General features: G+C 34.6%; 12 protein-coding genes. 11 read left to right on the forward strand and 1 reads right to left on the reverse strand.

The window, feature by feature from the left end; all coding sequences use genetic code 11:
- The first annotated feature begins 19 nt into the window (after positions 1–19).
- From parC to MN581_RS01005, 8 genes are all read left to right on the forward strand, one after another.
- Positions 20–2,476, forward strand: coding sequence for a DNA topoisomerase IV subunit A (gene parC / locus MN581_RS00970; RefSeq protein ID WP_241698977.1), 2,457 nt, complete (start codon positions 20–22; stop codon positions 2,474–2,476).
- A 305-nt stretch (positions 2,477–2,781) separates the two neighbouring features.
- Complete coding sequence (gene pflB, locus MN581_RS00975) at positions 2,782–5,028, forward strand: formate C-acetyltransferase (RefSeq protein WP_117972269.1); 2,247 nt, start codon at positions 2,782–2,784, stop codon at positions 5,026–5,028.
- Between the two features lie 78 nt (positions 5,029–5,106).
- On the forward strand, positions 5,107–5,880 hold the full coding sequence (gene pflA / locus MN581_RS00980; RefSeq protein WP_117972270.1) for a pyruvate formate-lyase-activating protein: 774 nt from the start codon (positions 5,107–5,109) through the stop codon (positions 5,878–5,880).
- Between the two features lie 146 nt (positions 5,881–6,026).
- Entirely contained in the window at positions 6,027–6,644 is a 618-nt protein-coding gene (locus tag MN581_RS00985) for a PepSY domain-containing protein (protein WP_117972271.1), read from the forward strand.
- A 448-nt stretch (positions 6,645–7,092) separates the two neighbouring features.
- Positions 7,093–8,022 (forward strand): manganese-dependent inorganic pyrophosphatase, encoded by a 930-nt coding sequence (locus MN581_RS00990; RefSeq protein ID WP_117972272.1) that lies wholly within the window; start codon positions 7,093–7,095, stop codon positions 8,020–8,022.
- A gap of 57 nt (positions 8,023–8,079) precedes the next feature.
- A complete protein-coding gene (locus MN581_RS00995; protein ID WP_241698978.1) occupies positions 8,080–9,033 on the forward strand; it encodes a DUF1803 domain-containing protein in 954 nt (317 codons plus the stop codon).
- 63 nt (positions 9,034–9,096) lie between these two features.
- A complete protein-coding gene (locus tag MN581_RS01000; protein ID WP_241698979.1) occupies positions 9,097–9,435 on the forward strand; it encodes a thioredoxin family protein in 339 nt (112 codons plus the stop codon).
- A 19-nt stretch (positions 9,436–9,454) separates the two neighbouring features.
- Complete coding sequence (locus MN581_RS01005) at positions 9,455–9,820, forward strand: hypothetical protein (protein ID WP_241698980.1); 366 nt, start codon at positions 9,455–9,457, stop codon at positions 9,818–9,820.
- A gap of 208 nt (positions 9,821–10,028) precedes the next feature.
- Here the strand turns inward: MN581_RS01005 and MN581_RS01010 are convergent, their stop codons facing one another.
- Complete coding sequence (locus MN581_RS01010) at positions 10,029–10,187, reverse strand: hypothetical protein (RefSeq protein WP_158559350.1); 159 nt, start codon at positions 10,185–10,187, stop codon at positions 10,029–10,031.
- Between the two features lie 313 nt (positions 10,188–10,500).
- On the opposite strand from MN581_RS01010, the gene MN581_RS01015 reads away from it, so the two are divergent.
- From MN581_RS01015 to pcp, 3 genes are read left to right on the forward strand one after another with little or no spacing between them, the layout of a single operon-like run.
- Positions 10,501–11,190, forward strand: coding sequence for a DUF969 domain-containing protein (locus MN581_RS01015; protein ID WP_117972276.1), 690 nt, complete (start codon positions 10,501–10,503; stop codon positions 11,188–11,190).
- Entirely contained in the window at positions 11,190–12,110 is a 921-nt protein-coding gene (locus MN581_RS01020; protein ID WP_241698981.1) for a DUF979 domain-containing protein, read from the forward strand. The genes MN581_RS01015 and MN581_RS01020 overlap by 1 nt, the downstream gene beginning before the upstream one ends.
- A gap of 20 nt (positions 12,111–12,130) precedes the next feature.
- The gene (gene pcp / locus MN581_RS01025) at positions 12,131–12,778 is read left to right on the forward strand and encodes a pyroglutamyl-peptidase I (RefSeq protein ID WP_117972278.1); all 648 of its coding nucleotides are present in this window, start codon (positions 12,131–12,133) and stop codon (positions 12,776–12,778) included.
- The last annotated feature ends 239 nt before the right edge of the window (positions 12,779–13,017 follow it).

The raw sequence follows: 13,017 nt of genomic DNA on the forward strand, positions 1-13,017 counted from the left end.
CAAAAGGGAGAGAACAAGAATGAATCAAGAGCATGGGATTCAAAATCTTAGTCTTGAAGATGTAATGGGAGATCGTTTTGGACGTTATTCAAAATACATTATTCAAGATAGAGCATTACCCGATATAAGAGATGGACTAAAACCTGTTCAACGTCGGATTTTATTTTCAATGAATAAAGATGGCAATACTTATGAAAAAAGTTTTAGAAAATCAGCTAAATCGGTCGGAAACATCATGGGGAATTACCATCCTCATGGTGATAGTAGTATTTACGAAGCAATGGTTCGTATGAGTCAAGATTGGAAGTTACGCGAGCCATTAATCGAAATGCATGGAAATAACGGGAGTATGGATGGCGATCCTCCTGCTGCGATGCGTTATACTGAAGCACGCTTATCAAAACTTAGTGGTGAATTATTAAAAGATATTGAAAAAGAAACCGTGGATTTTGTTTGGAACTTTGATGATACTGAAAAAGAACCAACTGTGTTACCCGCAGGATTTCCTAACCTACTAGTTAATGGATCAACAGGGATTTCAGCTGGGTATGCAACCGAAATTCCAACACATAATTTAGGTGAAGTCATTGATGGCACGATTTATTTAATCGATCATCCGAATGCCAGTGTGGAAAAATTAATGGAATTTATTCCTGGACCAGATTTTCCGACAGGTGCGATTCTTCAAGGGAAAAAAGAATTGAAAAAAGCCTACGAAACAGGCAAAGGTCGCGTGATTATTCGTTCTAAAACAGAAATCGAACCGCTTAAAGGTGGACGTGAACAAATTGTGATTACAGAAATTCCTTATGAAGTGAATAAAGCTAACTTAGTGAAAAAAATGGATGAATTGCGTTTAACAAAACGTGTGGAAGGAATATCTGAAGTTAGAGATGAAACAGATAGAACGGGTTTACGTATTGTAGTTGAGCTCCGTAAAGAAGTCGATGCTACAGGTATTTTAAACTATTTACTTAAAAATACGGAACTGCAAGTCAATTATAATTTTAATATGGTAGCTATCAACAAACTTCGTCCACAACAAGTTGGTTTGAAAGATATCTTAGAAGGCTATATTACTCACCGTAAACAAGTCATCATTGACCGTAGTCAGTTTGATTTAACTAAAGCGAAGAAGCGTGAACATATTGTACTAGGCTTGATGAAAGCTTTATCCATCTTGGATGATGTGATTCGCATTATTCGTCAAAGTAAAGACAAAAAGAATGCCAAAGATAATTTGATTTCAGCACATAACTTTAGTGAAGAGCAAGCAGAAGCGATTGTATCATTGCAATTATATCGCTTGACTAATACGGATATTACAGCTCTTGAGCAAGAAGCAGCTGAGTTAGAACAATTGATTAAATCACTTGAGTTAATCATTCATAACCCAAATGAGTTGTTAAAAGTCATGAAAAAAGAATTACGTGAAGTGAAGAAAAATTATGACACTGACAGACGAACGGTGTTAGAAGATAAGATAGAAGAAATTAATATTGAAACAGCAGTTATTGTGCCACAAGAAGACGTCATGGTGAGTGTGACGCGTGAAGGGTATGTTAAACGAAGTAGTTTAAGATCATATGGAGCATCCAAAGATGATGCGATTGATATGAAAGAATCTGATCAACTGATTTATGCTGGACAATTAAATACTCATCATCATGTATTATTTGTGACAACTAAAGGAAATATCATTTATCGACCTGTGCATGAATTAACAGATAAAAAATGGAAGGATGTTGGTGAACATTTTTCACAAACGCTAAGTACGCTTCTTCCAAATGAGCAAATATTAAAAGTTTTTCCTTATGAAACACTTGATGAGACGAAAGAATTTGTCTTTGTCACAAAGGAAGGCATGATTAAACGAACACCAATGAGCGAATTTTCTAGTTGGCGAACCTATAGGAGTAGACCGTTGATGTGTATGAAACTTAAAACAGACACAGACGAATTGATTAGTGCAAATTTGGTATCAGCTCAAATAGAGTACGAAGTCACATTAATAAGCCACTTAGGATTTGGACTACGTTATGATTTAAGTGAAGTGCCAACAGTTGGAGCAAAAGCATCTGGCGTTAAAGCCATGAACTTAAAGGAAGGAGATTATTTGGTTTCCAGTCATATTTTCCCAATTAGTACGGCAGAACATTTGGTGACAGTCGTGACACAACGTGGATCAGTCAAGAAAATGGATGTATTAGAGATTAGTAAATTAGGGCGAGCAAAACGTGGTTTGATGGTTTTAAGAGAATTGAAAAATAATCCACACCGCGTCTTTTTAGCGATATCAACTAATGGTGATAATGAATTAATTATAATAGAAACCAAAAACGGTTCAAGCTATACAGTTGATACAAAGGACATCCCTATAAACGATAGAACGTCTAATGGCTCATTTATTTCGAATGAAAAAGTAGATGGAGAAGTGATTAAATTAACTGTTTCACAAAAAGAAAAAGAAGATTAATAAAAAGAAGAAATCTTTAAAAGGTTTCTTCTTTTTTTCTGTTATATGACACGATTTAAAATGTAACCGCTGTTGTAATACAGATGGGTACAGGAAATAAAACAGATAAGCGGAAAAACTTCCTTAATAAAATTTTAAGAAAGTCACTAAAGCTAGGGGTTAAACGGAAATTGTGTTTTTTTTAACAAAATTAGTATTTTTTTTCACTATAACACTTGCGTGAATCTGTTTTTGTGTTATACTGAACATGTAAATAAATGAAATATAAAACTTTGAAACAACTAACTTAAGGAGGTTCTCATATTATGGGATACTGGGATGGATTTAAAGGTAGTAAATGGCGCACAACTGTGGATGTTAGAGATTTTATTCAAGCAAACTACACAGAATACAAAGGTGACGACAGTTTCTTAGAGCCAGCTGCTGACAGCACAGAAAAATTATGGACAAAATTACAAGAATTATTTGAAGTACAACACGAACAAAATGGTGTTTATGACATGGATAACAACATCCCTGCTACAGTAACATCACATGAACCTGGTTACTTAATTAAAGAAGAAGAAAAAATCGTTGGATTACAAACTGATGTTCCATTAAAACAAGCATTCATGCCATTTGGTGGTATTAACATGGCAAACAATGCTTTAGTATCAAATGGATACGAAATTGACGACGAAATGACTAAAATCTTCACTGACTGGAGAAAAACACATAACCAAGGTGTATTTGATGCTTACACTCCAGAAATGAGAGCCGCTCGTAAAAATAAAATTATTACAGGTCTTCCAGATGCTTATGGCCGTGGACGTATTATCGGTGACTACCGTCGTTTAGCATTATACGGAATTGACTTCTTAATCGCTGAAAAGAAAAAAGACTTATCTAACGTAGGGAACAAAGTGATGACAGATGATGTGATTCGTTTACGTGAAGAAGTGTCTGATCAAATCAAAGCATTAGTTGCCATTAAAGAAATGGCGACTTACTACGGATTTGATATTTCTAAACCTGCTAAAAATGCTCAAGAAGCGATCCAATGGGTGTACTTCGGTTACTTAGCAGCCATTAAATCTCAAAATGGTGCGGCTATGTCAATTGGACGTATCTCTGCATTCTTAGATATCTATATCCAACGTGACTTAGAAAATGGCGTAATCAACGAAGCGGAAGCACAAGAATTAATTGACCACTTAATTATGAAATTACGTATGGTTAAATTCGCTCGTACGCCTGAATACAACCAATTATTCTCTGGATACCCAATTTGGGCAACCTTATCAATTGCTGGTATGGGAATTGACGGACGTTCATTAGTAACTAAAAATGATTTCCGTATCTTACATACCTTAACAAACATGGGACCATCTCCAGAACCAAACTTAACAGTATTGTATTCTTCTCATTTACCAGAAGGATTCAGAACTTACGCAGCTAAAATTGCAAAAGAAAGTTCTTCAATCCAATTTGAAAATGACGATTTATTACGTGCTAACTGGGGATCAGATGACTGTGCGATTGCTTGTTGTGTGTCTGCCACTGTTATGGGTAAAGACATGCAATTCTTCGGAGCTCGTGCTAACTTAGCTAAAGCTGTGTTATATGCAATTAACGGTGGGGTTGACGAAGTGACGAAAGCACAAGTTGCACCTCGTTTCCGTCCAATGACTGGTGATACATTAAACTATGATGACTTCATCACTCGTTACAAAGATATATTAGATTGGTTAGCAGAATTATATGTAAACACATTAAACGTTATCCATTACATGCATGATAAATATGCTTATGAAGCACCACAATTAGCATTCATGGATACTGACTTAAAACGTACATTCGCAACAGGTATCGCTGGTATCTCTCATGCGGCTGATAGTATCATGGCTATCAAACATGGTAACGTACAAGTTATCCGTGACGAAGATGGATTAGCAGTTGATTATGTACCACAAAATGAGTTCCCAACTTACGGAAATGACAATGAAGAAGCAGATGCAATGGCAAACTGGATCTTAGATTACTTCATGACTCAAATTAAACGTCAACATACTTATAGAAACTCAACACCTACAACATCATTATTAACGATTACTTCTAATGTTGTTTATGGTAAAGCAACTGGTAACACACCAGACGGACGTCGTGCAGGTAAACCATTAGCACCAGGTGCTAACCCAAGTTACCAAGATGGTAAATTCTTAGGTGAGAAAAATGGTCTTTTAGCATCATTAAACTCAACTGCAAGACTTGCTTATACATCAGCTTTAGATGGTATCTCAAATACACAAACGATTAACCCTAATGGTTTAGGTAAAGATGATGATACTCGTATTAACAACTTACGTAACGTAATGGATGGCTACTTCGATAGAGGTGGATACCACTTGAACGTAAACGTCTTTACAACTGACTTATTATTAGACGCTCAAGCTCATCCAGAAAAATATCCAAACTTAACTATCCGTGTATCTGGATACGCAGTTAAATTCCGTGATTTAACTCCAGAACAACAAGCAGACGTTATTTCTCGTACTGCTCATGATAGAATGTAATTAAACAATTCGTAAAATAAGAGGATGGCTGTTTTAGCGGTCATCCTTTTTTAAAAGCAAAGTTAGGAAGTGACGATAATGACAGAATCAGTAACAGGAAGAATTCACTCAACAGAAAATTTAGGGACAGTTGACGGTCCGGGTGTACGTTTTATAGTCTTTATGCAAGGGTGTAAAATGCGTTGCCAGTTTTGTCATAATCCTGATACTTGGAAAATTGGTGGAGGGCGCGAAGTAACAACTGATGAAATATTAGAAGAAGCATTGCGTTATAAATCTTACTGGGGCGAAGATGGAGGCATTACAATTAGTGGTGGTGAGCCATTACTTCAACTTGACTTCATCATTGATTTATTTAAAAAAGCGAAAAAACATGGAATTCATACAACGGTAGATACTTGTGGTAAACCATTTACGTTTGACGAACCCTTTTTTAGTAAATTCAATGAAATGTTGAAATACACTGATCTGTTTTTATTTGATATCAAACATATCGATCCACAAGGTCACAAAGAACTAACGATGCATACTAATGATAATATTCTTGAAATGGCGAAGTATTTATCTGATATTGGTCAGCCGGTTTGGATTCGTCATGTGCTGGTTCCTCAAAGAACGGATTATGATGAGTATTTAATTCGATTGGATAATTTTATTAAAGAATTAAAAAATGTCGATAAAGTCGAAGTATTGCCATATCACACAATGGGTCTTTTCAAATGGCAAGACTTAGGGATTGATTACCCATTAAAAGGCATTGACCCACCAACTCAAGAGCGAGTAAAAAATGCCCAAGAATTACTTCATACTGCAGACTATAATAAGTATAAAGAAAAACGTGCAGTGAAATAATGAATGACCTAGAAGTGCTATCTTCTAGGTTTTTTAGTTTGTATGGAAATAACGAGGTTAAAGTCATTTTTAAGTAGGTTTCTATTTTCATAAAACGTACTTTATGATAAAATTGTATTAAGAAAAACAAAAGGAGAGAATGAGCAATGAAAAAAATAATCTTATTAAGTAGTGTGGTTTTATCATTAGGAGTGTTTGCAGGGTGTTCATCGCAAAACATAGATTCGGGTAAGACGACTAAGTCATCAAGCTCACAAGTTTCAGCTTCAAGTAACGCAGTTAGTTCATCAACGAGTGAATCAAGTACAAGTGAACCAGTTTATAAGGTGAGTTTATCAGACGCGATAGAAACATATAAAGAAACGTATCCAAATACTGATATCATATCAATTAGTTTAGATACTAGTTTTGGGCAAACAGTTTATGATATTGAAGGGATAGATGATAATAAAGAATATTCATTAAAAATCAACACTGATACAAAAGAAATAAAAAAAGAACGCGAAGAAAATTTAGATCGTGATGAGAAAGATGGCGTAAAACGTAGAGAGAACAAACTTGATTTAACTAATTTAAAAGATATGAAAGAAATATTTGATATTGCCTTGAAAGAAGCTGGTTCTGGCAAAATAGATGATTGGGAAATCAAAGAAGACATGGGCGTTACTTATTGGGAAGTGTCAATTAAAGATGGTATGACAAAAGAAATTGAGTACAAGATTAATGCCCAAACTGGAGAAATTATTGAAACAGATATAGATTAAATAAAAAACAGATAGGTTAGTTATAACGACTAACCTATCTGTTTTTTACATAGTTTTATTTAGTTTGGTGATAAAATAAAATGTTAAAGCTGTGTGGATCATAAATAAACCAATGAGTGTTGCTGTAATCCAAAGAGCTTGTTGTGTGGCGGATGTGATCAGAGATAAAATAACTACTAAGATGGATAAAATAGAGCTAGATTTTGCTGGTGCCATCGTGCGTATTTCAATGTTACGAGGGTCATTTTCTTCTATTTGATATTGTTTGGCATATTGGGGGTTGGTAACAAATTTTTTGTATTTCAGTCAGTTTGCCATCGCTCCTCCTTGTGTAAAGCGTCCTTTCCATTTATAGGTTTCTAAATATGATTAAAAATTTCTGCTTATTGATGATAAAAATTGTGATATAATACAAGTTGTATGACATTAATTGGAGGGATATATAACTATGACAAAGGTATTAATTTTTGGTCATCAAAATCCGGATACAGATGCAATTGCTTCAGCAATCTCATTTGCTTATCTACAAAATAAACTAGGTGTAGAAGCTGAAGCTGTTGCTTTAGGAACACCTAATGAAGAAACAACGTATGCATTAAACTATTTTAACGTGGATGCCCCAAGAGTGATTGAAAGCTGTGCAAATGAAACAACACAAGTGATGTTAGTCGATCACAATGAAGCACAACAAAGTGTGAGTGACATTAAAGAATTAGACGTATTAGCCGTAGTGGATCATCACCGTATTGCAAACTTTGAAACAGCTAATCCATTGTATTATCGTGCTGAGCCGGTTGGTTGTACGAATACCATTATCTTAAAAATCTATAAAGAACATGGCATTGACATTCCAAAAGACATAGCAGGAATGATGCTTTCAGCTATTGTGTCTGATTCATTACTATTCAAATCACCAACCTGTACGGATGAAGACATTAAAGCAGCGAAAGAATTAGCTGAAATTGCTGGTGTTGATTTAGAAAGTTATGGTTTAGAGATGCTTAAAGCAGGAACCAATCTTTCAACTAAAACAGCATTAGAATTAATCAATGCGGATGCTAAAACTTTCCCAATGGGTGATAAATCAGTTCGTATTGGTCAAGTTAATACAGTAGACGTGACTGACGTATTAGCTCGTCAAGCAGAATTAGAAGAAGTAATGGCAAAAGAAAACACTGATAACGGGTTTGATTTATTTATCTTAGTAATTACAAACATTTTAGATAGTAATTCAGTGGCTCTTGTTGTTGGAGAACCAAAAGAAAAAGTGGAAGCAGCTTTTGGTGTGACATTGGAAAATCATACAGCTGAATTAGCTGGCGTCGTGTCACGTAAAAAACAAGTGGTTCCACCACTAACAAACGCATTTAATGCATAAAAACCTAAAAATCTCTGAGGAAACTTGGAGATTTTTTTCAAATGAGGCGTTAATTTAATGTATCAATTTATAACATTACAAACAGAACAGACTTATCGGTCATTAATGCAAGATAAAGCATTTCAACAAGTCGTTAATTTTATGATTGAACAAGGAGAAAGTGTGACCTTACGCGATATAAAACGTGCCTTGCCTGATGTGGAAGAGATCGAAGTGGTAATCGAAACATGGATATCAGCTGGACTTATCACACGTTATCATGGACGATATGAGTTAGTTGGATATGTGATGTCCGAAGAAAAACAAGAGGAATTAAAACAGACCTATCAGTCATTTTTTTTATCTTGTGTGGAAAAATTAAACGCTAAATGTAGACAATTGGATTTATCGACAAAAGACGTTGCTTTTTATTTACTATATGCCTTGCATCAAAAAATACAAGGCAATATAGCTTTGGGTCAGTATGCAGAAGATACTCCAGCATTAGCTAAGATAAAGCAGTTGCCTTTCTATTTTCAACAATTAACTGGTAAAAAAACAGAATGGCTATCGTTTGAAAATTTAACCAATTTAGCTGAATGTGTCAGTTTGCCAAGTTTTTTTTATGAAGAAACTTACCGAGAAAACACACGAGCGCCTCAGTTTTTATTGTTAGACAAACGATTGGGCGATGTAAATGAGTCTTATTTTTTAACATATGCTGAACGAAAGTTACGTCGTATTGAAAAGGGACGAATCATGTCATCCGATACACCTGATATTTTTTTAGACGCACTTGTCACGTTGGGTTATTTGACCATAGAGGCACGTCATTACAAGTTAAATGTACTAAGTGTTGAGGAACATGTGATAGAAGAGATTCATCAAGAGCTGGATCCAGTCATTGAGTTATTTGATGAAACCTTTAATAGACCCTGGGAGATAGTGGTAATTTATACTCTCTTAGATGCGATGGATTTAGTAGATACGTTGGAACATTATCCTACTCTATTTGGGCTTAAACCGCTTTAGGCATAAAAGTTGGATTAACCTTTCTCTCTTTATATAATAAAGAGAGAAATGAGGGGAAACGTTATGTTTGAAAAAGTTTATGACATCAATCAATTAAATGAACAAGTGTCTCAAGAAGGATTGACGATGGTTTATTTTGGCCAACCAAATTGTAGTGTTTGTCACGGATTGAAACCACAAGTAGAGAAAAAATTAGCTGAATTTAGTGAAGATGTAACATTTTTAGAAGTGAATACGTTTGATATACCAGAAGTATCTGGAAAATATCAAGTAATGACAGTACCTGTCATATTATTGTTTTTAGATGGCAGAGAATATTTAAGAAAAGCAAGGTTTGTTCCCATTGAGGAATTATATAAAGATATAAAAAAAATCGTCGATGGTGTCAATAGCATGAGCTAGCCTTTAGAGGAGATAAGACATGAAAGTATTTAAACGAATTTTTTCTATTTTAATTTTAGTCATTATTATTGGTGGGGTAGGTTATTACTTTTACACTGAACAAATAAAAGGTGGCGCACCTGATATTGTGGCAAAAGATACAGGAAGCATTGATTTATCCAAAATAGAGCAAACGGATGATTCGAAAACTGATTCAAAAACAACAGACGAAGGAAAATACACAGAAGAATTTGAGTCCTGGGATGCACTAGATGATAAAACTAAAGATGGTATTTATGTGTTAGATCAATACCCTGATAAGTCATTGTATCTAATCTCTGCAACGAAACAAGCCAATGGAAAGATAGTGGCAGTGTTCGATGATGAACCAATTAAAGACAAATAATAATAATTTGGACAGTGTTTTATATTTAAAAAAACATTGTCTTTTTTTGTTATGTTATATTTTATTAACTATACCACTTTTAAATAGATGTCGTTTAGAATGATGCATGAAGCAATAGGTCTTTATTTTAACAAATAAAATAAGCAAGTATTCATCCATGGGTTTAGGGGTGAATACTTGCTTTAATTACTGGGTTCTTCCAATGTAATTACTCCTTAACAAGTTGATTTAAGTTATCTTTAGCTTCTTCAATTGTTGCGCCTGTTGCAAAGATTTCATCGTTTGTTGCATCAAATACAATAAAGATATTTTCATCAGTATTTAATGTCACACGGTATTGAATGGCTTGTTGTGTAAATACCATCATACATTCCTCCTTTAAAAAACATTCATGGAAGACATTTGTCAACCACACTCTTAATTTAACATATACCAATTATTTAATCAACTAATTTACCATGAAGTTTATGAATAGAGTGTAAACATTATGTAAAAAAATATAATTATCAAAAGTAAAAATTATATAAAATAAAAGGAATAACTAAACAGATTAAATTTATTTTTATATAAAAAATAAATTATTGAATAATATGTGGATAATTTGTTGGATAAAAAACTATTTACTTTGCAGAAAACGTTATTTATACTTCTATTTATTGTTATTTTTAGGAGGGATTTTTATGGAATGGATTAAATTAATTGGTATTCTGATTATTTTAGTCGGGTTTATTTTTAAGTTTGATACGATTGCTGTTGTCATTGTTGCGGCATTATCAACAGCTCTTGTATCAGGTATGTCATTATACGAATTTTTTACCATGTTAGGTGAAGCGTTTGTTAATAATCGTTTGGTGACAATATTTTTATTAACCTTACCAATGATTGGTTTATCTGAACGATTTGGATTAAGACAACAGGCAGTTATTTTAATAAAGAAAATAAAGGGACTCACGCCCGGAAAATTTATTACACTATATACTGCACTACGTGAATTAGCCGGTTTATTTGGGATTCGTTTATCTGGGCATCCTCAGTTTGTGCGTCCAATTGTTAACCCAATGGCTCAAGCAGCAGCCAAACATACTTATGGGGATATTTCAAAAGAAGACGAAGATAACATTAAAGCAAGAGCTGCAGCAAACGAAAATTTTGCTAACTTTTTTGCTCAAAATACGTTTATTGCCTCAGCAGGTGTGCTATTGATTTACGGAACACTAAAAGATTTAGGTTATAAAGTAAGTGACGCAAGTATTGCGCGTATGGCGTTACTTGTGGCAGTGATCGCTTTAATTCTTTCTGCTGTGTCAAACTGGTTATTTGATAAAAAATTAGCTAAAAAATACAATAAAATAAAAGGAGTAGACAAGTAATGGCACACTATATTCCAGCGATTTTAGAATTTTTTTATATTTTGATTGGTCTACTTTCTATGATGACAGCTGTTCGTTGTTTTAAAGACAAGACCAATAGTGCCCGTATTGGTACTGGGCTTTTTTGGTTAATCCTTGGGGTGATTTTTGCAGCTGGAAAGCTAATGCCTTATGTTGTTTCAGGCATATTATTAGCTGTTATTGGTTTATTAACGTTGTTTAAACAAGTTAACGTTGGGAAATTAGCCGAGATTAGTGAAGAAGAAGGTCAAAAATCAGCCGAAAGAATCGGAAGTTGGATCTTTTTCCCATCTGTTTTATTAGCAATTGTCGCTGTGGTGATTTCGTACACACCACTTGGAGGGCAAGTGGGGATTGGTGTGGCTTCGATTGTCGCATTACTTGTGGCGATGGTGATTACGAAAGCTCCACCAAAAACGGCATTAAAAGATACTGACCGCATGTTACAATCGGTGGGGACGACAGGTATTTTGCCACAGTTACTAGCAGCGCTTGGTGTGGTATTTAATGCAGCAGGTGTAGGTGATGTAATCTCCCATGCTATTTCGGGTATTGTTCCAGAAGGCAATCGTTTAGCTGGCGTCATTGCTTATTGTTTAGGTATGATGATATTTACCATGGTAATGGGTAATGCGTTTGCCGCTTTTACTGTTATTACAGCAGGAATTGGTGTTCCATTTGTGATGATGCAAGGGGGGGACCCTGTTGTTGCTGGGACACTTGCGATGACGGCAGGATTTTGTGGGACACTCTTAACACCAATGGCCGCTAATTTCAATGCGTTACCGGTGGCGTTGCTTGAGATGGATGATACAAATGGTGTCATAAAAGCTCAAGCCCCAATGGCTATTATGATGATGATCATTCATATCATTTTGATGTATGTGTTAGCTTTTTAATAAAGAGAGGAAGATATTAGATGAAAATATTAGTAACAGGTTTTGATCCATTTGGTGGAGAATCAACTAACCCAGCTTTAGAAGCTGTTAAAAAATTACCAGAAACTATTTTAGATGCAGTTATTATAAAACTTGAAATACCCACTGTTTTTAACAAATCAGCAGAAGTAGTGAAAGAAGCAATGATAAAACATCAACCAGATGTTGTCGTAAATATTGGTCAAGCTGGTGGACGATTTTCTGTGACGCCAGAACGAGTGGCAATCAATATAGATGATGCACGGATTCCAGATAATGAAGGCAATCAACCAATTGATGAAGTAATCCAAAAAGACGGTCAAGCAGCTTATTTCACTCAATTACCCGTCAAAGCGATGGTAGCGTCCATGAAAGAAGCGGGCTTACCTGGAGCCGTATCAAATACGGCAGGAACATTTGTATGCAATCATATCATGTATCAAGTTCAATATATGATTGATAAAGAATTTCCAAATGTAAAAGGTGGGTTTATCCATGTTCCTTTTATCCCATCACAAGTGGTTGATAAGCCAAATCAACCAAGTATGAGTTTGGATGATATTGTACAATCTTTAGAAAAAGCATTAGAAGCCATTGTATTGTTTGACAATAAGAAGGATATTCGAGTGATTGGTGGAGAAACTCATTAATTTCGGAGGTCAAAAAAACAAGAAGATAACGTGAAGAAAAAAAACGTTTATCTTCTTGTTTTTCTTAAAATAGTCTTTAAATTTGAAAAAAATAACATAATTAGTGAAACATGATTCAAAGATTAAATATTTATTTAAAAAAATAACGCAATCATTGAAATGTTTGACATTATTTTGTAAAGTTATTTAGGTGCTTTTATAACGATTCTGTTCATTTTAGTTCCATGTACGTTCTAAAA

Origin of the sequence: Vagococcus sp. CY53-2, assembly GCF_022604695.1 — a bacterium.
In the GTDB taxonomy this organism is placed as follows: domain Bacteria; phylum Bacillota; class Bacilli; order Lactobacillales; family Vagococcaceae; genus Vagococcus.

Excerpts from the sequence above, each read along its gene's own strand:
- parC (WP_241698977.1), top strand. The coding sequence starts at position 20 with ATGAATCAAGAGCATGGGATTCAAAATCTTAGTCTTGAAGATGTAATG.
- pflB (WP_117972269.1), top strand. The coding sequence starts at position 2,782 with ATGGGATACTGGGATGGATTTAAAGGTAGTAAATGGCGCACAACTGTG.
- pflA (WP_117972270.1), top strand. The coding sequence starts at position 5,107 with ATGACAGAATCAGTAACAGGAAGAATTCACTCAACAGAAAATTTAGGG.
- MN581_RS00985 (WP_117972271.1), top strand. The coding sequence starts at position 6,027 with ATGAAAAAAATAATCTTATTAAGTAGTGTGGTTTTATCATTAGGAGTG.
- MN581_RS00990 (WP_117972272.1), top strand. The coding sequence starts at position 7,093 with ATGACAAAGGTATTAATTTTTGGTCATCAAAATCCGGATACAGATGCA.
- MN581_RS00995 (WP_241698978.1), top strand. The coding sequence starts at position 8,080 with ATGTATCAATTTATAACATTACAAACAGAACAGACTTATCGGTCATTA.
- MN581_RS01000 (WP_241698979.1), top strand. The coding sequence starts at position 9,097 with ATGTTTGAAAAAGTTTATGACATCAATCAATTAAATGAACAAGTGTCT.
- MN581_RS01005 (WP_241698980.1), top strand. The coding sequence starts at position 9,455 with ATGAAAGTATTTAAACGAATTTTTTCTATTTTAATTTTAGTCATTATT.
- MN581_RS01010 (WP_158559350.1), bottom strand. The coding sequence starts at position 10,187 with ATGATGGTATTTACACAACAAGCCATTCAATACCGTGTGACATTAAAT.
- MN581_RS01015 (WP_117972276.1), top strand. The coding sequence starts at position 10,501 with ATGGAATGGATTAAATTAATTGGTATTCTGATTATTTTAGTCGGGTTT.
- MN581_RS01020 (WP_241698981.1), top strand. The coding sequence starts at position 11,190 with ATGGCACACTATATTCCAGCGATTTTAGAATTTTTTTATATTTTGATT.
- pcp (WP_117972278.1), top strand. The coding sequence starts at position 12,131 with ATGAAAATATTAGTAACAGGTTTTGATCCATTTGGTGGAGAATCAACT.